This window comes from Pseudoxanthomonas sp. UTMC 1351 (assembly GCF_040948865.1).
GTDB lineage: Bacteria > Pseudomonadota > Gammaproteobacteria > Xanthomonadales > Xanthomonadaceae > Pseudoxanthomonas_A.
On sequence record NZ_JAVGJT010000018.1, the window covers coordinates 112,518 to 133,053 of the forward strand.

14 protein-coding genes are annotated in these 20,536 nt (G+C 63.1%); 8 read left to right on the plus strand and 6 right to left on the minus strand.

Annotation, left to right across the window (positions count from 1 at the left end; genetic code table 11):
• The first annotated feature begins 345 nt into the window (after positions 1-345).
• The 3 genes from AB6O04_RS13500 (at position 346) to AB6O04_RS13510 (ending at position 5,937) form a co-directional block, all read left to right on the plus strand.
• A complete protein-coding gene (locus AB6O04_RS13500) occupies positions 346-780 on the plus strand; it encodes a hypothetical protein (protein WP_368564538.1) in 435 nt (144 codons plus the stop codon).
• Between the two features lie 397 nt (positions 781-1,177).
• Entirely contained in the window at positions 1,178-4,735 is a 3,558-nt protein-coding gene (gene dnaE / locus AB6O04_RS13505; protein WP_368564539.1) for a DNA polymerase III subunit alpha, read from the plus strand.
• 242 nt (positions 4,736-4,977) lie between these two features.
• A complete protein-coding gene (locus tag AB6O04_RS13510; protein ID WP_368564540.1) occupies positions 4,978-5,937 on the plus strand; it encodes an acetyl-CoA carboxylase carboxyltransferase subunit alpha in 960 nt (319 codons plus the stop codon).
• Positions 5,938-6,045: 108 nt separating this feature from the next.
• Here the strand turns inward: AB6O04_RS13510 and lepB are convergent, their stop codons facing one another.
• Positions 6,046-6,588 (minus strand): signal peptidase I, encoded by a 543-nt coding sequence (gene lepB, locus AB6O04_RS13515; protein WP_368564541.1) that lies wholly within the window; start codon positions 6,586-6,588, stop codon positions 6,046-6,048.
• Positions 6,589-6,757: 169 nt separating this feature from the next.
• Between lepB and AB6O04_RS13520 the strand changes: the two genes are divergently transcribed.
• From AB6O04_RS13520 to AB6O04_RS13535, 4 genes are all read left to right on the plus strand, one after another.
• On the plus strand, positions 6,758-7,504 hold the full coding sequence (locus AB6O04_RS13520; RefSeq protein ID WP_368564542.1) for a tetratricopeptide repeat protein: 747 nt from the start codon (positions 6,758-6,760) through the stop codon (positions 7,502-7,504).
• A gap of 95 nt (positions 7,505-7,599) precedes the next feature.
• Complete coding sequence (tilS, locus tag AB6O04_RS13525) at positions 7,600-8,952, plus strand: tRNA lysidine(34) synthetase TilS (protein ID WP_368564612.1); 1,353 nt, start codon at positions 7,600-7,602, stop codon at positions 8,950-8,952.
• A gap of 26 nt (positions 8,953-8,978) precedes the next feature.
• On the plus strand, positions 8,979-9,239 hold the full coding sequence (locus tag AB6O04_RS13530; RefSeq protein ID WP_337342256.1) for an exodeoxyribonuclease VII small subunit: 261 nt from the start codon (positions 8,979-8,981) through the stop codon (positions 9,237-9,239).
• Positions 9,229-10,107, plus strand: coding sequence for a polyprenyl synthetase family protein (locus tag AB6O04_RS13535; protein ID WP_368564544.1), 879 nt, complete (start codon positions 9,229-9,231; stop codon positions 10,105-10,107). Before AB6O04_RS13530 ends, AB6O04_RS13535 begins: the two co-directional genes overlap by 11 nt.
• A 203-nt stretch (positions 10,108-10,310) precedes the next feature.
• Here the strand turns inward: AB6O04_RS13535 and AB6O04_RS13540 are convergent, their stop codons facing one another.
• Positions 10,311-10,694: a DUF4870 domain-containing protein gene (locus tag AB6O04_RS13540; protein ID WP_368564545.1), complete on the minus strand. Its 384-nt coding sequence runs from the start codon at positions 10,692-10,694 to the stop codon at positions 10,311-10,313.
• A gap of 400 nt (positions 10,695-11,094) precedes the next feature.
• The gene (gene pmbA, locus AB6O04_RS13545; RefSeq protein WP_368564546.1) at positions 11,095-12,456 is read right to left on the minus strand and encodes a metalloprotease PmbA; all 1,362 of its coding nucleotides are present in this window, start codon (positions 12,454-12,456) and stop codon (positions 11,095-11,097) included.
• Positions 12,457-12,546: 90 nt separating this feature from the next.
• On the opposite strand from pmbA, the gene yjgA reads away from it, so the two are divergent.
• Positions 12,547-13,110: a ribosome biogenesis factor YjgA gene (gene yjgA / locus AB6O04_RS13550; RefSeq protein ID WP_368564547.1), complete on the plus strand. Its 564-nt coding sequence runs from the start codon at positions 12,547-12,549 to the stop codon at positions 13,108-13,110.
• A 77-nt stretch (positions 13,111-13,187) separates the two neighbouring features.
• Here the strand turns inward: yjgA and tldD are convergent, their stop codons facing one another.
• The 3 genes from tldD to rng all read right to left on the minus strand — a co-directional run bounded on the left by tldD (position 13,188) and on the right by rng (position 20,473).
• A complete protein-coding gene (tldD, locus tag AB6O04_RS13555; RefSeq protein ID WP_368564549.1) occupies positions 13,188-14,630 on the minus strand; it encodes a metalloprotease TldD in 1,443 nt (480 codons plus the stop codon).
• 155 nt (positions 14,631-14,785) lie between these two features.
• Positions 14,786-18,619: a YhdP family protein gene (locus AB6O04_RS13560; RefSeq protein ID WP_368564550.1), complete on the minus strand. Its 3,834-nt coding sequence runs from the start codon at positions 18,617-18,619 to the stop codon at positions 14,786-14,788.
• A 360-nt stretch (positions 18,620-18,979) separates the two neighbouring features.
• Entirely contained in the window at positions 18,980-20,473 is a 1,494-nt protein-coding gene (rng, locus tag AB6O04_RS13565) for a ribonuclease G (RefSeq protein ID WP_368564551.1), read from the minus strand.
• Between the last annotated feature and the right edge of the window lie 63 nt (positions 20,474-20,536).

Consider the following 20,536-nt stretch of genomic DNA (forward strand, 5'->3'; position numbering starts at 1 on the left):
TCTTGCACGGCTTGATGGATGTTCGCAGCGTTGACCGGACACAACATGCCGAATCGAGCCCGCGGTTCCAGAGTTCGAATTCAATCGCGGTGAATTGGGAACACGCACCACGTTGAAGCTGGGTTAGTCGCACGTCGGGAACGTGTGTACGAAACGGTCATGCGCCTATTCTCCCAGCCTCTTTCACACCCATCTAAGGTGCGCACTCTGGCAGCGTAAGCCGCGTGCGGCGCCACCCTGCCTATCGTCATGGCGACTTCCAGCAGACGACGGATGCCATGCAACCGTGCAGCATGTACCTGCATCCAACCCATATGCCGTTCCCCCGACGGCCCGAGGTGTTCCATGTCTGTTTTGCTTGGTACGAAAATCCGTCTTCCACCCGAACGGCCGTCAGATCAGCAGGCCAACCCGCCCGTCCACGCTGACCGGCTGCCGCTACTGCGCATGATGTTGACCGACCCACAATGGAGCTGCGACGAGTGGGTCCGAGTGCGGCTGGAGCGAACATTGGCGGATCTCAGCCACAGCGCCGCCGGCAGCAATATCGACGAAGCCGCGTGGTCGCTACTGGCGCAAGAAACCGAGCGCTATCTGGACTACCGCCGCCTGGGCGATCTGGAAGCCTATCTGCGCGGCTGTGCACGCACCGATTTCCGCTTCACGCGCGACGACTGGGCCTTGGCACGGATTGCCGAAGCCCAGCTGCACGCTCACTACCGCCATGTCCGTGACAGCAGCTACGTCCCGGAGCCAGCCCCCATGTTCCGTATTCACTAGAAAGTTCCACTCTCTTCCCCTGCCGCTCGCAAGGGCGGCTTTTTTTTGCCTCTGGAAAGGTACGGCGCACCTGGAGCGTTTTCGTACCAAGCCAGGACCAGGTCGTCATGACCAGCCTTTCGGCTGTTGAGAGGCGCTTCCGGCGCAAGCCGGGACCCAGCGACGTTTCGCCGTCTGGAGTGCAAGACACTGGGTCCCGGCCTGCGCCGGGATGACCACGATTCTTGATTCCAGTGAACATGCGATACGAACGCTAGCTCTCCGCTCTAGCTTCTCGCCGCCACTAGCTACCAAATAAACTGCCCGCCAACCCAATCTGACAACCAAAGACCAGCTGTCAAGCCTTGCCCCGTTTCACCCCCGCCGCTACCCTGCCCAGGTAGCTATCCGAGTCGGCATGACCTCCCGTTTCGTTCACCTTCACCTGCACACCGAATTCTCGATGGCGGATTCCATTATCCGCGTGCCCGAGAAGCCGGATCAGGCCGACCCGAAGAAAGCCAAGCAGCCTAATCTGCTGAGCCGCGCAGTCGAATTGCGCCTGCCCGCGCTGGCGGTGACCGACCGCAACAATCTGTTCGCGCTGGTGAAGTTCTACAAAGCCGCTGAAGGCGTCGGTATCAAGCCGATCGCCGGAGCCGACATCAGCGTGGTCGAGGGCAACGAAACGCCCTGGCAACTTACCTTGCTGTGCCGCGACAACACCGGCTACTTGTCGCTGTCGCGGCTGCTGACCCGCGCCTGGATGGAAGGCCATCGCCTGGATGGCGTGGCGATCGATCCGGACTGGCTGAAGCAGGACTGCGAAGGCCTGTTCGCCATCGTCGGCCGCAACAGTTATGCCGGGCGCTTGGCCTTGAGTGGGCGGCACGAACTGGCCGAACAACACTTGGCCGATTGGCAGCGTACGTTCGGCGAAAACCTGCATCTGGAACTGACCCGCACGCAGCGTGACGGCGAGGAAGCCTTCAACGCATTCGCTCTGCATGCGGCAGCGGCGCGCGGCCTGCCGGTGATCGCCAGCAACGATGTGCGCTTCCTGGATCCCAGCGGTTTCGATGCGCATGAGGCGCGCGTGTGCATCTCCACCGGCCGCGTGCTGGACGACCCCAAGCGTCCGCGCGAGTACAGCGCCGAGCAGTACATGAAATCCGCCGAACAGATGGTGGAACTGTTCGCCGATGTGCCCGACGCCATCGACAACACGCTGGCGCTGGCCCTGCGCTGCAACCTGGAACTGCGGTTGGGCGAATACGCGCTGCCTGCATATCCGGTACCCAGCAACGAGACGCTGGAAAGCTGGATTCGCAGCCAGTCGCATGCCGGCCTGGTCAAACGGCTGGAAAAGAATCCGTTGGCACCGGGACGCACTCGCGAAGACTACGTGGAGCGACTGGACCGCGAGCTGGACGTGATCGTCGGGATGGGCTTCCCGGGCTACTTCCTGATCGTGGCGGACTTCATCAACTGGGCCAAGGATCACGGCATCCCGGTCGGCCCTGGCCGCGGTTCGGGCGCCGGTTCGCTGGTCGCATGGGTGCTGGGCATTACCGATCTGGACCCGATCCCGTACGACCTGCTGTTCGAGCGCTTTCTGAATCCGGAACGCGTGTCGATGCCCGACTTCGACATCGACTTCTGCATGGACCGGCGAGACGAAGTCATCGACTACGTCGCCGCGAAGTACGGCCGAGACCGCGTCAGCCAGATCATCACCTACGGCACCATGGCGGCCAAAGCGGTGGTGCGTGACACCGGCCGCGTGCTCGGTTACCCATACGGATTGGTGGATGGCGTCGCCAAGCTGATTCCCAACATCCTGGGCGTCACGCTGAAGGATGCGATGGGCGAAGGCAGCAGCGAGATGGCCTCGCAAGAGCTGATCGACCGCTATCGCGACGAAGACGATGTCCGTGACCTGATCGATCTGGCGCGGCAGCTGGAAGACCTGACCCGCAACGCCGGCAAGCACGCCGGTGGCGTGGTGATCGCACCCTCGCCGCTGTCGGACTTCTGCCCGCTGTACGCCGAACATGATGTGGACGGCCGTGGCAAATCGCCGGTCACCCAGTTCGACAAGGATGACGTGGAAGCGGTCGGCCTGGTGAAGTTCGACTTCCTGGGCCTGCGCACACTGACCATCATCGATTGGGCGGTGAAAGCCATCAATGTTCGTCGTGCCAAAAGCGATGAGCCGGCGCTGGACATCTCCACCATTCCGCTGGACGACAAAGCCACCTACGACCAGGTCTTCTCCACCGGCGCCACCGGCGCGGTGTTCCAGTTCGAATCGCGCGGCATGCGCGAACTGCTGAAGCGTGCCAAGCCCGATCGTTTCGACGATCTGATCGCGTTGGTGTCGTTGTACCGCCCGGGTCCCATGGACCTGATTCCGGACTTCATCGAGCGCAAGCACGGGCGCCAAGAAGTCCAATATCCGGATCCACGCGTCGAGCCGATCCTGCGCGACACCTACGGCATCATGGTGTACCAGGAGCAGGTGATGCAGATGGCGCAGATCGTCGGCGGCTACTCGCTGGGCGGCGCCGACCTGCTGCGTCGCGCGATGGGTAAGAAAGTGCCGGCCGAGATGGCCAAGCACCGCGAAATCTTCCGCGAAGGCGCCGGCAAGGGCGGCGTCGAAGAGCGCAAGGCCGACGAAATCTTCGACTTGATGGAGAAGTTCGCCGGCTACGGCTTCAACAAATCGCACGCGGCCGCTTACGCACTGGTCTCGTACCAGACGGCTTGGTTGAAGTGTCATTATCCGGCCGAGTTCATGGCAGCGGTGTTGTCTTCGGACATGGACAACACCGACAAAGTGGTCGGCTTCCTGGACGAAGCGCGTTTGCTGAAACTCAACGTGCAACCGCCGGAAGCCAACCACTCGAACTACATGTTCGAGGCCACCGATCCGCGCACCATCCGCTACGGCCTGGGCGCCATCAAGGGCGTCGGACAGGGCGCATGCGAAGCGATCGCCGCCGAGCGTCGGCGCGGTGGTGCGTTTACGGACCTGTTGGATTTCTGCAAACGCGTCGATTCTTCCAAGCTCAACCGGCGCGCGATGGAAGCGCTGATCAATGCTGGCGCCGTGGACGCGCTAGGTCGCAACCGCGCTTCGCTGATGCTGCAAATGCCCGAAGTGATGAAGGCGACCGACCAGTTGGCGAAGGAACGTGCGGCTGGGCAGAACTCGCTGTTCGGCGGCGGCGACGCTGCGCCTGCGCTGGAGGTCGTGCTGCCGGAATCCGACGAGTGGCCGCTGTCGCAGAAGCTCAATGGCGAACGTGAAACGCTCGGCCATTACCTCAGCGGTCATCCACTGGATCCCTATCGCGAAGACCTGCGCGCGCTGGTCGGTAGCGACCTGGGCGAACTGGACCGTATCTGGAGTTCGCAGCCCCAAGGTGAGAAGAAAGGTTGGCGCCCGGAAGTCAACGCGGTGCTCGCCGGCCAAGTGGTGGGGGTGCGCCGCAAGGGCGACAGCCAGATGTTCGTGCAACTGGAAGACGGACGCGGCCGCATCGAGTGCAGCGTGTTCTCCGATTCGATGGCCGAGTTCGGTCCGCTGCTTACCCGCGATCGCATTCTGATCGTCAAAGGCGGCCTGCGCGAAGACGAATTCAGTGGCGGCTTCAGCCTGCGCATCCGCCAATGCTGGGACTACGCGCAACTGTGCGCGAATCACGCACAACGGCTATCGCTGCGACTGGATCTGCGTGTGCCGGGCCTGTGGGAGCGCGTGGATGCGTTGCTGGCGCGCCACCGCCCCGGCGGTACTCCCTTGCGCCTGGACCTGCTGATGGAATCCGGCAAGACACGCACCGCCGGCATGCTGGACTTGAACGGCAGCAAGGCCGTCCGCGTGGATACAGAGCTGCTGGATGCCCTGCGTGCTCAGCCCGGTGTACGTGCGGTGAAGCTCAGCCTTGCTCGGCCTTGGACGAATTGAGGGCAGGGGCCAGAGGCCAGAAAAGCGTGGGGTTGTTGCCTTCTTTTTGCAAAGAGCCGATGAGGAACTTGCTCTTGCCTCTTTGCACTGTGAGGAGCAAGAGCAAATCCCCACTCCGTGCCCCTGCTCCTTCCTTGATCTCTTGCCCCTGATCTCTGGCCCCTGCCCCTCGCCCCCCGCACGGCTCGGTATGGTGACGCCGGCTGCGATAAACTCCCCACTTTCCGGCCCACGGCCCGCAGATGAATCCGAACTACCTCGATTTCGAACAGCCCATCGCCGATCTGGAAGCCAAGATCCAGGAGCTGCGTAACGCCAGCGCCGGCCCGGCGGTCAATGTCGACGCAGAAGTCCATGCGCTGCAGGACAAGCTGCGGATACGCACAGCGCAGATCTTCCGCGATCTGACGCCGTGGCAGGTTTCCCAACTGGCGCGCCATCCGGCCCGTCCTTACACGCTGGATTACATCCGGGTGTTCTGCGATGAATTCCACGAACTCGCGGGCGACCGTGCGTTCTCCGATGACAAGGCTATCGTCGGCGGCCTGGGCCGCATCGACGGTCGCAGCGTGATGATCATCGGCCACCAGAAAGGCCGCGACACCAAGAGCAAGGTTGCCCGCAACTTCGGCATGCCCCGGCCCGAGGGTTACCGCAAGGCGCTGCGCCTGATGAAAATGGCCGAGCGCTTCAAGCTGCCGCTGCTGACCTTCATCGACACGCCTGGCGCCTACCCCGGCGTCGGTGCGGAAGAGCGCGGCCAGTCCGAAGCCATCGCCCGCAATCTGCTGGAAATGGCCGAACTGAAGATTCCGGTGATCTGTACCGTGATTGGCGAAGGCGGCTCCGGCGGCGCATTGGCCATCGGCGTCGGCGACCGCACATTGATGCTGGAATACGGCACCTATTCGGTGATCTCGCCGGAGGGCTGCGCTTCCATCCTGTGGAAATCCGCAGATAAAGCGAAAGACGCCGCCGAGCAGCTGGGCCTGACCGCCAAGCGGCTACTGTCGTTGGGCTTGGTCGACAAAGTAATCCGCGAGCCTATAGGCGGTGCGCACCGCAATCCGAAACAGATGGCAACGCGCCTGAAGGCGGTGCTGATGAACGAATTGGATGCACTGGAGCAACTGCCCGTCGACGACCTGCTGAAGCGTCGGTACCAGCGCCTGCGCGGGTACGGCGCATACGAGGCGGCTTGAGCTAAAGCCGCCAGCAAAAAGAAAGCCGCGCCCTGCGCGGCTTTCTTTTTGCTGGCGGCGGTCAGTTGAACGTGCAATACGAAGAGCTACCGATGCGCAGCTAAAGATTCACTGGAGAATCGCGACCACCTTGCCAGTGATGTCTTCGCGCCGGGTCAGATCCTGCATGCGGCTATCCATGCTGTTATCTCGATGGTCCCCCATCAAGAAATAACGGCCTGGTGGGATAGTCATCGCCTCCATCGATAGCGAGTAGTCGGCTGTCAGGTTCTCCGGGGAGACATAAGGCTCCTCCAGAGGACGGCCATCAATCATCACCTTGCCCGTCGTGATCTCGACGGTTTCTCCTGGGAGGCCAATGATCCGTTGCAGCCAAACCTGTCCTTCATATCCCGGGACGAACAGCGTGACCACATCTCCTCGCTGCGGCGATCGCTTCACGTAGTACCCCGCCCGCGTGATGAGTACTTGGTCCGGCTTGATGCCCGGCAACATATTGGAGGCCGGCACGCGGTACAAACCATATCCAATGATGCGTTGGCGCGGATCAACCGAGCGCACACCAAATGGATTGATGACGTAAACGGCTATCAGGGTCAATGGGACGGCCACCGCCATCGATATCAGAAACCTGGCTATCCAACGACGCATCGGGTCACCCCTCCCTTTTGGCGCTCTGTAGTAATCGCTTCGTGCCTGCCGTAGCCAGGCAGGCTATATGAGTCTTGGGCCGGGTTCCAACTGGATACAATTTGCTCCAGTCCTTTCCTGGCTGGGGCAGACTATACCGGCCCGTCCATTGCTGCGGATCACGCATTCCATGAGCCCCATTATTCTCCTGTCCATTGTTCTGCAGATCGCCTGCTGCGTGCACGTAGTACGCACCGGCAGACCGTTGTACTGGGTGTTCATCCTGCTGGTGTTTTCTTATCTGGCGGTGCTGATATACGTCATCGCGGAAATCCTGCCGGACCTGCGGCATAACCCCGCCGCGCGGCGTACCGTCCGTACCATGCGCAACCGCATCGATCCGGAACGCGACAAGCGCGATGCCGCACGCTTGCTGCAAGCCGCCGACACACCGGAAAATCGCCGCCGGCTGGCTGAGGAAAGCCTGCGCAGCGGCGACTATGCGCACGCCGCCGAGCTATACGAGCAATCGTTGAAAGGTCTGTATGCCACGGATCCAAATCTGATGCTGGGCTTGGCGAAGGCGCAGTTCGGCCTGGGCCAGGCGCAACAGACGCGCGATACGTTGGATGCATTGATCGCGGCGAATCCCACCTTCCGTTCCAGCGATGGCCATCTGCTGTATGCACGAGCGGTGGAAGGCACTGGCGACATCACGGCCGCGTTGAACGAATACGAGGCAGTCGTACAGGGTTACCCGGGCGAAGAAGCGCGCGCCCGTTATGCGCTGTTGCTCCAGCGCAGCGGCGACGCGTCGCGGGCTGTTTCCATGTTCAAGGAGATCCTCACCCGCTCCGATGTGGCGCCGAAGTATTACCAGCGCGAACAGCGCCCGTGGATCGAGTTGGCACGCAAGGAACTGGCCACCCTGGCCTGAGAAAACACGCCTGGCATTTCCGCGCTTGAGTTGGCGGTAGAGCCGCGCTGCGGCTACCCGGATCACGCGACAAGGCCTAGCATGCGCGGGTGAGCATCACCGATCCGACTTCCGTCCTGCGCTTGGCATTACGCCGCGAGGAACCCGCCCCCATCCTGGCCGCCCTTAGCGGTGGTCTGGATTCCTGCGCACTGCTACACGCGCTGGTGCAGGACCACCAGGTGCGCCAGCAGGGTCTGAGCGCCATCCACATCCACCATGGCCTGCATGCGGCCGCGGACGAATGGGCGGCCCATTGCGCCACGCTTTGCAGAACATGGGGCATCCCGCTGAACGTCGTCCGCGTGCATGTCGAACGCGATGGCGAAGGACTGGAGGCCGCTGCGCGCCGCGCCCGCTATCTCGCTTTCGCGCAAGCCCTGGGCGAGCAAGAGACGCTGGTGACCGCGCATCACTTGGACGATCAGGCGGAAACCTTCTTGTTGCGCGCGTTGCGTGCTTCGGGCCCTGAAGGCCTGGCGGCTATCCGGCCTTGGCGGCGCTTCGCCCATGGCTGGCATTGGCGGCCCTTGCTGGATGTGCCCCGCAAAACCTTGCTCGCCTACGCCCAGGCGCTCGGCCTTGCCTGGGTCGAAGACCCTAGCAATGAAGATTCCCGTCACGATCGCAATTTCCTGCGCCATCAGGTTCTGCCGCTCCTACGGCAGCGTTGGCCGCAAGCCGACGCCGCGTTCGCCCGCAGTGCCAGCCTGATGGCCGAAACGGTCGAGCTGCTGGAAGACGGCGATGCACAAGCCTTGGCGATGGCACGCACCGCCGACCCGCAGGCGTTATCGGTTGCACCACTTGCACAACTGCCCCGCAGCCGACGCGCGCGAGTGCTGCGGCGATGGATCGCCGAACTGGGCCTGCCTCCGCTACCCAGCGAGGGCGTGGCAAGGATCGAATCCGATCTGCTGCCGGCGGGTACCGATACGGCGGCCGAGTTCGCCTGGAACGACGCCGCCGTGCAGCGTTGGCGCGGATTGTTGTTTGCCAGCCGCCACCAGGAGGCGCTGCCTCCGGATTGGCAGGCGCATTGGCGCGGCGACGCGTCACTGTCGTTGCCCGGTGGCGGCTCCTTGGTGCTGGAAGGCGCCGGCGCCTTCATCGAACCGCTGCGCGTTTCCGCCCGGCAAGGCGGCGAGCGCATCACCCTGCCCGGACGCAATCATTCGCATGAGCTGAAGAAGGTCCTCCAGGAGTTGGGTGTGCCGCCGTGGGAGCGGCGACGGTTGCCGTTGCTCTGGGATTCCCACGACCGTCTGTTGGCGGCCGGCGATTTGATCTGTTCGGCCGAATTCGACGCATGGCTGCGCCAAAACGGCGCAACACTGCGATGGCGCCGTGACGCTGACGCTCAGGCCCGTCACCCATCCCTCGGTCCAAGCAGCGGCGCGTTGACCTAGCCCACTGCGGTCCGCACACTTCCCACATGGCCAAGAAAAACACCCCCGACGCGTCGCCAGTCGCCCATTTCGAACAGTCTCTGGACGAATTGGAGCAACTGGTTGAAAAGATGGAGCATGGCGACCTGAGCTTGGAAGAGTCGCTGGCCGCTTACGAGCGTGGCGTAGGCCTGTACCGCCGTTGCCAGACGGCGTTGGAACAGGCCGAACTGCGCGTACGGCTGCTCAGCGACCCAGAAAATCCGGAAACCGCCGAACCCTTCGCGCCCGCGCCCGATGTCGACTGAGGCCGCGTTCGCGCGGTGGACAGCGCGGGTTGAGGCCAAGCTGGAACAATCCCTGCCGGTCGCATCGCAATCGCCTGAGCGGCTGCACGCCGCCATGCGCCACGCGGTGCTGGGCGGCGGCAAGCGCGTGCGTCCGTTGCTGGTCTATGCGGCCGGTGCGCTGTTCGACGTCGATGAAGCGATCCTGGATGCACCCGCGGCCGCCGTGGAATTGATCCATGCCTATTCGTTGGTGCACGACGATCTGCCCGCCATGGACGACGACGACCTGCGCCGTGGCCAGCCCACCGTGCACATCGCATTCGACGAAGCCACCGCCATTCTCGCGGGCGATGCCCTGCAGACCTCGGCATTCGACCTGCTGGCTCATGCCGACGCCGATGTCGCGTTACGTTTGGATTGGCTGCAGGTGCTGAGCCGTGCTTCCGGCGTTGCCGGCATGTGTGGCGGCCAGGCGTTGGATATCGACGCGACTGGCAGCGTGCAATCTCTGTCGGCACTTCAGCGCATGCACGCGCTGAAGACCGGTGCGCTGATGCGGGCTGCTGTCCGAATGGGAGCGGCCGCCGGCGGAGCAAGCGGCGACGAATTGCGGCGCCTGGATGATTTCGCCGCGGCTTTGGGCTTGGCTTTCCAGGTGCGCGACGACATTCTGGATATCGAATCCAGTTCCGAGCAGCTGGGCAAGACCGCGGGCAAGGACGTGGCGCAAGCCAAATCCACTTACCCTGCCCTGTTGGGTATGCAAGGCGCGGCGGCGAAGCTGGAAGAACTCGCCAGCACCATGCAGAACGCACTGGCCCCCTTCGACGCACGCAGCAATGCGCTGAAGGCACTGGGCGAATTGGCGATCAATCGGGTGCACTGACGCGCCGCAGCCGTCGGTGTTCTCGTTGTATGCCGCTGCCTCTTTTGTAGGAGCGCCGTCTCGGCGCGAGCTCTTCGCTGTTACCGCACGTTGACAGGAAGAGCTCGCGCCGGGACGGCGCTCCTACAGGTATTGCGATGACACCTGGCCGCAATAAAAAAGGCCCGGACTAGCCGGGCCTTCTTTGAACTTGCCGCGCGCGATTACTTGATCAGACGCAACGCGAACGGATAGCGGTACGCTTCACCGGTGTTGGCCTTGACGGCAGCCAAAATGCAGAACACCAGATTGGCGACCCACACCAGCATCGGCAGGAAGAACAGCAAACCGAAGGTGATCGTCGTCAGGATGATGGCGGCTACATAAGCGATCGCGATGGTGATCTGGAAGTTCAGCGCTTCCTTGGTCTGGTCGATCAGCCACGGCTTATCGGCCTTATCCTTGTTGATCAGCCACATGATCAACGGAACGATGAACCCCGCGACGATTCCCGATAGATGGGTAATCAGCGCGATGGTCCGGTCTTCCTGCGGGCCGGCGCTGGTCTGCGGCGGAGGCGGCGCCGTGACGTTTTCGAATTCACTCATGCATGGATCCCTTAGCAGTGGATGGTCTGGCGAATTCCCGGGTGGGCTTCCCCCCTGGGCTCCCCTAGGAAGCATAACGTTAATTTAGTCATGCGGCGGTCATTGGAATCGGCTGCAGGTAGCTGAAGCGCTCTGAGCCGAATGACCGGCGATGACGATGTGACGGCGTCCCGGCGTAGGCAGGGAGCTAGCGGCCTCTGACATCCGTACTGGCCTGCGCCGGAAGCGCTCTTCAACAGCCAAATGGCTGGCCACGGCGAATTGCGTCCCACGAGTTGCCCACCCGGGCCGCGCTTCGCTACTCGACCTGCGATGACAAGGGCGCCGCAGCGCCCAAATAGCGAACGATCAGCCCCTACTCTTCGCCCGCGACCGCGCCCCAACTATCTCTACGAAACTGCTACTCCTCGCCCGCCACCATCATCTTCCCAATAAGAATAGAACCCACCTTGATATGCGAGCGTGGATCCACATCGCTGCCCACCGCCTCGATATTCGCGAACATCTGCTTGAGGTTGCCCGCAATCGTGATGCCATCGACCGGATAGGCGATGACGCCGTTCTCGACCCAGAAGCCGGCCGCACCCCGGGAATAATCGCCGGTGACCGCATTGATACCCTGGCCCATCAACTCGGTGACCAGTAGCCCGCGCGCCATGCCGCCGATCAGCGACTCGAAACCGCCTGCATTGGCAGCCACTTTCAAGTTGTAGACACCGCCCGCGTTGGCCGTGGTCTGCAGACCTAGCTTGCGTGCCGAATAACTGCCAAGCACATAGCGCTGCAATACGCCGTCCTGTACCAGTGGCGAGGTGCGGGTCGCCACACCTTCCGCATCGAAGGGCGAGGAACGCAACCCTCGACGCAGCAGCGGTTGTTCTTCAATCGAAAACCAGGAGGGGAATATCTGCTTGCCGGCATGGTCCAGCAGGAAGCTGGCGCGGCGGTACAGCGCGCCGCCTGACACCGCGCCCAACAGATGGCCGATCAGCGAGCGCGCGATTTCGGCCGCGAACAGCACTGGATATTCTCCCGTTGGCAGCGAGCGCGGTTGCAGCCGCGCCACGGTGCGTTCGGCGGCTCGTTTGCCGATGGCTTCCGGCGTTTCCAGATCGGCGTACGCCAAGCCGCTGCTGTACCAGCCATCGCGCTGCATGCCATCGCCTTGCCCCGCGATCAATGCGCAGCCGATCGAGTGCTGCGTGTCGCGTTCCCGGCCAACGAAACCATGCGAATTGGCGTAGACCGACAGGCTTTCGCCGGTGCCCACCGAAGCACCGTCGGAATTCTCGATCTTGGGATTAGCGTCGCGGCCCGCCGCTTCGCAGGCCAGTGCCAGATCGACCGCGCGGTCCGCGTCGACCGTCCAGGGATGCCACAAGTCCAGATCGGGAAATTCCCGCGCCATCAGCTCCGGATCGGCCAGGCCAGCAGCATCGTCGTCTTCGGTGTAGCGCGCAATGGCGCAGGCCTGTTCGACGGTGGCATCCAGGCTTTCTTCACGTAGGTCCGCGGTGCTGGCGCTACCCTTGCGCTTGCCGAAGTAAACGGTGACGCCGATACCGCGGTCGCGGTTGGATTCTACGGTCTCCACCGCGCCCATGCGCACGTTGACGTTCAAGCCGGTTTCTTCGCTGCAGCTGACTTCCGCCTGGGTGGCGCCGCGTGCCTTGGCGCGCTCCAGCAGGCGTTGCGACAACTCCGCCAGGTGTTCCAGACGGGCGCGGCTGTTGTCAGGGGTTTGGGTGGTAATGGCGTTCAATGCTTTATCCTTTGTACTGCACCTGCGAATTCCTTCGCGACAACCCGGCTGTCCCTTGCCGGAAACTCAAAATGAAGAACAGGCTCCAGCATGCGCGGACGCGACTCTGAAACCGGCGAATTCCTCGGCCCCAGCCGCACCCAGCAACGCCAGGGCGCCCTGGAAGTGCGTGGCCTGGCCGAACAACTGGTGGCGCTGCCGCCCGCTCAGCTGGCCAAATTGCCGATTCCGGAAGAACTGCTGCAGCATATCCACGACACGCAGAAGATCACCTCGCACATCGCGCACAAGCGGCAACTGCAATTTCTTGCCAAGCAGATGCGCCGCGAGGACGACGAGACGCTGGAAGCCATTCGCGATGCGCTGGATGAAGATGGCGAAGCAGCCAAGCGCGACGCGGCCGCGCTGCACCGCACCGAGCAGTGGCGCGAGCGCCTGCTGAGCGATGGCGACGCCGCCTTGGGCGAACTGCTGGACACGTATCCGCACGCCGACCGCCAACACCTGCGCCAGCTGATCCGCAGCGCCAGCGAAGAACGGCTCAAGAACAAGCCGCCGCATGCGTTTCGGGAGTTGTTCCGTGAACTGAGGCAACTGTTGGAAGAGCCGGGAACCGGGAACCGGGAACCGGGAATGGAAGATCAGGAAAACTGACTGGGCACGAGCGGATGGGGCACCGAAGAGCCTGCATTCCCGCTCCCCATTCCCAGTTCCCCGTTCTCCGCTTTCAATCACGCCCGCGTTCCGCCGACGGTCAGCCCTTCAATCAATAGCGAAGGCTGGCCCACGCCTACCGGCACGCTTTGCCCGTCCTTGCCGCATACGCCCACGCCGGCATCCAACGCCAGATCATGGCCGATCATCTTCACTTTCTGCATGGTTTCCGGGCCGTTACCGATCAGCGTCGCGCCTTTGACCGGCGCCGTGATCTTGCCGTCTTCAATCAAATAGGCTTCGGTCGCCGAGAACACGTATTTGCCGCTGGTGATGTCGACCTGACCGCCGCCGAAGTTGACCGCGTATAGCCCTTTCTTGACCGAACGGATCATTTCTTCGGGGTCGTGCTTTCCGGCCAGCATGTAGGTGTTGGTCATGCGCGGCATCGGCAGATGCGCGAACGATTCGCGGCGGCCGTTGCCGGTGGGCGCCATGCCCATCAGACGCGCGTTCAATGTGTCCTGCATGTAGCCGACCAGCACGCCATCTTCAATCAGGGTGGTGCAGTTCGTTGGCGTGCCTTCGTCATCAACGTTCAGCGAACCGCGGCGTTCCGGCAGCGTGCCGTCATCGACGATGGTGACGCCCGGCGACGCGACGCGCTGGCCCATGCGACCGGCATAGACGCTGGTGCCCTTCCGGTTGAAGTCGCCTTCCAGGCCATGGCCGACCGCTTCGTGCAGCAATACGCCCGGCCAGCCGGCACCCAGCACCACCGGCATCACGCCGGCGGGTGCGTCGACCGCATCCAGGTTGACCAGCGCTTGGCGCAGCGCTTCACGCGCCAGATCCTCCGGCTTGCCGTCGGCGAATAGTTGCGTATACGAATAACGCCCGCCCATGCCGGCATAGCCCGATTCACGGCGGCTGTTCTGTTCCACGATCACCTGCACGTTCAGGCGCACCAGCGGACGCACGTCGGCGGAGAGCACGCCGTCGCTGCGCGCGACCAGTACGGTGTCGACACCACCGGACAGGCTGACGGTCACCTGCTGCACACGCGGGTCGGCCGCCCGAATGTAGCGGTCGACGGCACGCAACGCCTCGACTTTGTCGTCATTGCCCATCGCATCGATCGGATCGTCGCTGGCGTATAGCGAGCGCCCGCCACCACGCACCAGTGCATGCGGTGCGTGCGCGGCACCGTCGCGCGCGATGGCACGCGCGGAATGAGCGGCGCTCAGCAATGCCTGGCTGTTGATGTCATCGGAATAGGCGAAGCCGGTCTTCTCGCCGGAAATCGCGCGGACACCCACGCCTTGTTCGATGGAATGAGCGCCGTCCTTGACGATGCCGTCTTCCACCGTCCAGCTTTCACGGCGCGTGTGCTGGAAATACAGATCACCGAAATCGATACCCGGCCCCAGCAGGGTTCCAAACGTGCGGTCCAGTTGTTGTTGGTCCAGGCCCGCGGGCAGCAGCAGGCGGGTTTCGGCGAGTGCGAGGGAATTGGTCATGGGACTCAGGGTTGGGGCTGCGAACAGCGAACGCAAGCGGCGACGCTATACATGGCGGGAAAAGGGCGGCTATTCATGCATTCAGGCGCATCAGGCGGGATTGCGGCGGCTTGCTACTTGGAGCGCGGGCCTGCCAAACATACGGGGAGCCAACATCACGGACTGCCGGCAGGCGCTGAAGCTCTCACCGCGGCTCGCGATTCCTGGCGACCCATGACCTCTACCTTGGGATCCTTCCAGGGTCCGGTGACGCGGTACGTCTTGGCGCCCATCTGGCCCAACGGTCTCTTCAATACCGCGTTGGCGACCGCACCCACCGCCGCGCCGATCGGGCCTCCCGCCACAGCACCGACGGCGGTCAGGACATTGGCGGATTTGGGCAGTACTTGGACGGTCTGGTCGAACCGTTCGGCGCGCAGGTCGGTGTCGCCGCGGATGCGGATTTCGGCGGACGGGCCATCGATCACCAGGTTGTCGCTGCTGGCCAAGCCATTGTTCAGGCGGATGTCGCCGTCAATGCGATTGAAGGCGAACCCTTTGGAAAAGAAGTCGCTGAAGTCCAGCATCATGCGCCTGCGCAGTTCCGCCACGCTCAGCAGACCGAGCACGCGCCCCGCACCGGGTTCCAGTTCCAGCAGGTGGCCGTCGCGAACGGCGACGTGGACGCTGCCTTCCAGCGCCGCCAGTTGGAAAGCCCCCGGACTGCCCGCCCAACCGGCATCGATCTTGATCTGGCCGTAGCCGCCACCCACGCGGCGCTTGTAACCCAGTCCATCCATCATTGCCCCGATGTCCTGGCTGTCGATCGCAACGTTCAAGCGGGTACGCGCAGTGGTACCTCGGCCGGTCCATTGGCCATTGATATCGATGGCCTGCTTGGGCGAGCGCAGTTGCAGTTGATCTACCTGCATTCCACCAGCCAGCTGTTGCGTCCGTAGCTTGGCATTGCCGAAGCTGGCATCGCCAAAACGTAGATCGTCGATGTCCAGCGATAGCGGGGGAATACTGGAAGGATCGAAATCATTGGCGGCCGCGCGCTGTGCCGGCGTGGAAACCGTGCCAGGCGGGGCCGCGCCACGCCAGTGAACGCGCGAAAGCTTGCCGGAAATCGCCGCGCCTTTCGCGTCAGGCACCAGCACCGAGCCCGCGAGCGCCTGGCCATCCAAGGCGATAGCCACCGCTTTGTTGGCGGGCGCCAGTTGCAACCGGGTGTCGGGGAACGAGGCACCGATCAGCAGCAGACGCTCGGCCGTGACATCAATGTGCCGCAACGGCAGTTTGCCTTCGCCATCGCCACCTTTGGCCATAGCGATCCAATCCATGGCGTCCAGATCGCCGGTGCGGCCGGTGACGATCAGCCCGGAGGCAGGCGCGGCTTCGGTCACTTGGCGGCTGCCCAATGCGACCCGGATGCCGGTCTGAGTGCCGGTGCTGCGTGCGCGCAAAGCCAACAGATCGCCGAAGGCGACATCGATTTGTCCACTACCCATTGGCAGTGGCGCGCGTACGCTGGTCGCCAGTGGCGTAGCGGCCGCTTTGCGCAAGGGTGCCGGCAAGTTGAGCGCTGTGCCGACCAGGTTGGAACGCAGGCTCAGCTGGGCCGGCAATGCGGCGTTGGCTGGCGTACCGGCAGGCATCCTGGGAATGGCCACGCCGACCGTCCACGCCGAAGTGCCATCCAGATATGGTTTTAGCCAAGCCAGTTCGGGCGCGCGGTCCAGCAATTCCTGCGCACCCAATTGAGCGGAGAGATCGGCCTCGAACACCTGCTGCTTGTCGCGCACACCGCTGCCTGCGCGCAACGCCAGCACGCCGGGTTGTGCCTGATGCATCACCGCCAACGGCTCGGATGAAAAGCCCTTGTCGTCGTAGCGCGCTTTACCGCGCACCTCGGTGAACGCCAGATTCCAGCGTTTCTCCGCCAATTTGGCGCCCTGCAATTCCACTATGCCCTCGACCCGTTTGAGTGCGGCCTTTTGCCGACGCAGCGGTTGCAGCAGACTGAAGCTGGCGCGCACAGGACCGCTGGCTTCCAGATGAGCCATGGTCTCGCCGTAGGTCTTCTGCAAGGGACTCTGTCGCAACAGGCTCAACAAACGACCGGCATCGGCGCTGGCCTGCGCATCGATCTTCAGCTCCGCATCGTTGAACGCCGCGACGCCGGCCTGGAAGGAATCGATGGCAACTCCACCCAGCGCGCCACGTCCCTGCAACTGGAAGCCATTGGCGATGAAAGCGATGTCCGCATCCACCTGCTCCAGTGCCGGCCAATCGGGCTGGAACTTGAATCGGCCACCCTGGATATGGCCGACAGCCTCGAAACGGCCGTTGTTGTCGCGGAATGGCCAATCGTCCAAGTCGCCGCTGACGATGGCGCGACCATTTCGCACGTTTCCACCGATCAGCGCCGCATTGAGCCAGTCGATGGCGGCTTTGGGCATGCGGTGGTGAACCCAGAAGCGTTTGGCAGCGGAAACCGGCGCATCGTCCAAGTCGGCAGCAACATCGATCCAGGGGCGGGTGCCGTCCCCTTGGAACCACAGGCCGCCGCGAAGATCCGCAGCGTAGTCTTTGCCGTGCACGCGGAGCGCAGAGGTACCGATGCGCCAGCCGGCGCCTTCGCGCCAACCCGTCACTTTGCCGTGCAGATCGACTTCGTGGGCAACGCCGAACCCACTGGGCCAATCGAAACGCATCCGCGATTGCGGGTCCAGCGTCAATTCAAAACCTTCGGCGTCGCCCAGGAAATCGCCCGCCAATCCGCTCAGCCCAGGTGCGCGCCCTATCGGCAGGAACCCGACACCGCTCAAGCGTCCCTGCCCTCGCATGGCGCCGCCCCGCTGCCCGATCAACGACAGTCCGGTCAGGCGCGCACTTGGCTTGGCCTGTGCGAGCCAGCGACGAAGACCGTCGTCCACCCGATCGCTTAGGCCGAGGATGGCGAATAGCGGTGCCGCATCGACTTGATCCGCCAATAATCCGTATTGCTGCCCGCCCGCTATCACCAACCCGTCCAGCTTCTGCATTTGCGGCCGGGAATCGATGCGCAGCCGCGGCGCGTCCAGGCGCCAACCGCCAGCCACCAATCGCCAGCGCATGAGGCCATCGATCTGATCGAAGCGGGCGCGCGGGATTTCGCTTCCGCCGGTGATCGCCGCGCCGCGCAGGCCAAGCTGCTGCAGCTTGGCATCGACAGTCGCCAGCACCACGCGGTGTTTACGCAGTTCAGCCCAACCCCGTATGCGTCCCTGCCCGCGTTCGGCCGTCACGCCGGCGTAGCGCAACAAGGGCGACCAGACGCCGATATCTTCGGCCTCCACATCCAGGTAAGCGCGCCCGTTGCCCTGCCGGCGATCGAAATCCACCGTAAGCTGCAGTGGCTCCGCACGGCGGTCGATCCATGCCCGGGTACCGGCACGTACCCGATCGCCTTCGACACGCAAGCGCAAATCGATATGCGGCAGTTCCAGATTCCCCGACACCGCAGGCGCGATGATGGCCAGCTTGCCGCCGATCACTTGCAATTCGCCCAGCCCTTCCAGGCTTTTCAACGGATCGCCGTCTGTCTGCTGCTGGCCCGGCAGGCCGCGTACCGACCAAGTGCCATCGTCGGCGCGCTGCAGTGTCAGCGACAAACCGCGCAACCGCAGCTCAGTGAAGGAACGGCTAGGCAGCAGCCCGCTGTACATCGCCACAAGCACTTCTGCCTGGCCGATACTGACCCCGGCCTCGCCTTCGCCAATGCGCAAACCATCCAACTGCAGCAAAGGACCGCGTCGCGTCCATTGCGTCTTCACATGATCGAACGACACCGGCCGGCCGGCGCGCTCGCTCAACCACGCCGCGATGCGGTCCGGATGGCGCTCCGCCAACGGCAGCACCTGACTGGCAACGCCCAGCACCAACGCCATCAACACCAGCGTGATGGCCACGCAATACCCCGCGCCACGGCGCGCCAGGCGTAAACGGCGGCGAAGGGGAGTAGGCATTAGGTAAAAGCCGGGAACGGGGAACGGGGAACGGGGAATGTGGCATCTCGCACGCGCCTAGTTCCATCGGCGCGGCGATAACACAAAAACGCATGATTCGAAGGAGCAACGACAAAGGCACGTAGGCTCAGACGCAAGGCAACTCCTTCATTCCCTGTCCCCCGTTCCCTGTTCCCCACTCCATAAGACGGGAACAGGGAACAGGGAACAGGGAATTCGGCACCAAGCGCGCATTCGGCCCCCTTGAAAAGACCGATCAAGAAGGGCGCAGCGAAATTAGCCATTGAAATCGTGGAGAACGGAACGCCTAGACGCGAGGAGGTTCTCTCATTCCCCGTTCCCCATTCCCTGTTCCCGCTTTCACAACAAGACCACATCGAACTGCTCCTGCAGGTACTGCTCGTCCGCTTGGAAGCGGATCGACTTGCCAAGGAATTCTTCCAGCTCCGCGACCGCGGCTGATTCTTCGTCGGTGATGCGCGCCACCACTTTGGGCGAGGCGATCACCAGCAGCCGCGCTGCTTCGAACTGGCGCACTGCGCGGGTGATCTCGCGGAAGATTTCGTAGGTGACCGTTTCGGTGGTCTTGATGGTGCCGCGCCCGCTGCATTCGGGGCAAGGCTCGGACAACTGCCGCTCCAGGCTTTCCACGGTGCGCTTGCGGGTCATCTCCACCAGGCCCAACGGCGAGAACTCGTACACCGTGGTTTTCGCGTGGTCGCGCGCCAACGCTTTTTCCAGCGTGCGCAGCACTTGGCGGCGATGCTCCGGATCATCCATATCGATGAAGTCGATGATGATGATGCCGCCAAGATTGCGCAGCCGCAGCTGACGCGCCACGGATTGCGCGGCTTCCAGATTGGTGCGGTAGACCGTTTCCTCTAAATTGCGCTGGCCAAGGAACGAGCCCGTGTTCACATCGATCGTGGTCATCGCTTCGGTCTGATCGATGACCAGATAGCCACCCGATTTCAGCGGGACCTGCTTGTCCAATGCACGGCCGATCTCGTCTTCGACGCCGTACAGATCGAAAATGGGCCGTTCGCCGGAGTAATGCTCGATGCGCTCGGCCAGCACCGGCATGTACTTGGCTGCAAATGCCTGAAGCCGTTCGCTGGTTTCACGCGAATCGACCTTCACCTTTTCGACATCGCGACGCATCAGGTCGCGCACTGCACGCAGCGGCAACGTCAGGTCTTCGTAGACGCAGGTGCCCACCGCGGAATCGCGGCTGCGTTGCTCCACCAACGCCCAGACACGCGCCAGGTAGGCGATGTCTTCGGCCAGCGCCTCGGCAGGCTGTCCTTCCGCGTTGGTACGGATAATGTAGCCGTGCCCGCCGTGCTGGGCCGACAAATCCGTAACCAGCGATTTCAGGCGCTGGCGCTCGGCTTCATCTTCGATGCGTGCCGATACGCCCACTACTTTCGATTGCGGCAACAGCACCAGATAGCGCGAAGGAATGCTGATCTGCGTCGTCAGGCGGGCACCCTTGCTGCCGATGGGATCCTTGACCACCTGCACCACGATATCCTGTCCATCACGCAACAGGTCCATGATCGGCACCGACAACGGCGGCGTCAGCGGCATCGAGGCCTCTTCGGTTTCGCCGTTGGCGATCGGCGCCGGCCGCACCACATCGTTGGCGTGCAGGAAGGCGGCACGATCCAGTCCGACTTCCACAAAGGCTGCCTGCATGCCCGGCATCACCCGTTGCACCTTGCCTTTGTAGATATTGCCGACCACGCCACGGCGCCAGCCGCGTTCGATGTGCAACTCTTGCAGCATGCCGTTCTCGATCACGGCGACGCGGGTTTCGCGCGGAGTGACGTTGACCAGGATTTCCTCGCTCATGCGCGGCGCATCCCTTCAGGCCGGAACACGCTGCTTAGGAGCCCGCTACTTAGGAGCACGTTA

Coding starts and splice junctions, on each gene's coding strand:
- AB6O04_RS13500 (WP_368564538.1), top strand. CDS start 346: ATGTCTGTTTTGCTTGGTACGAAAATCCGTCTTCCACCCGAACGGCCG.
- dnaE (WP_368564539.1), top strand. CDS start 1,178: ATGACCTCCCGTTTCGTTCACCTTCACCTGCACACCGAATTCTCGATG.
- AB6O04_RS13510 (WP_368564540.1), top strand. CDS start 4,978: ATGAATCCGAACTACCTCGATTTCGAACAGCCCATCGCCGATCTGGAA.
- lepB (WP_368564541.1), bottom strand. CDS start 6,588: ATGCGTCGTTGGATAGCCAGGTTTCTGATATCGATGGCGGTGGCCGTC.
- AB6O04_RS13520 (WP_368564542.1), top strand. CDS start 6,758: ATGAGCCCCATTATTCTCCTGTCCATTGTTCTGCAGATCGCCTGCTGC.
- AB6O04_RS13530 (WP_337342256.1), top strand. CDS start 8,979: ATGGCCAAGAAAAACACCCCCGACGCGTCGCCAGTCGCCCATTTCGAA.
- AB6O04_RS13535 (WP_368564544.1), top strand. CDS start 9,229: ATGTCGACTGAGGCCGCGTTCGCGCGGTGGACAGCGCGGGTTGAGGCC.
- AB6O04_RS13540 (WP_368564545.1), bottom strand. CDS start 10,694: ATGAGTGAATTCGAAAACGTCACGGCGCCGCCTCCGCCGCAGACCAGC.
- yjgA (WP_368564547.1), top strand. CDS start 12,547: ATGCGCGGACGCGACTCTGAAACCGGCGAATTCCTCGGCCCCAGCCGC.
- tldD (WP_368564549.1), bottom strand. CDS start 14,630: ATGACCAATTCCCTCGCACTCGCCGAAACCCGCCTGCTGCTGCCCGCG.
- AB6O04_RS13560 (WP_368564550.1), bottom strand. CDS start 18,619: ATGCCTACTCCCCTTCGCCGCCGTTTACGCCTGGCGCGCCGTGGCGCG.
- rng (WP_368564551.1), bottom strand. CDS start 20,473: ATGAGCGAGGAAATCCTGGTCAACGTCACTCCGCGCGAAACCCGCGTC.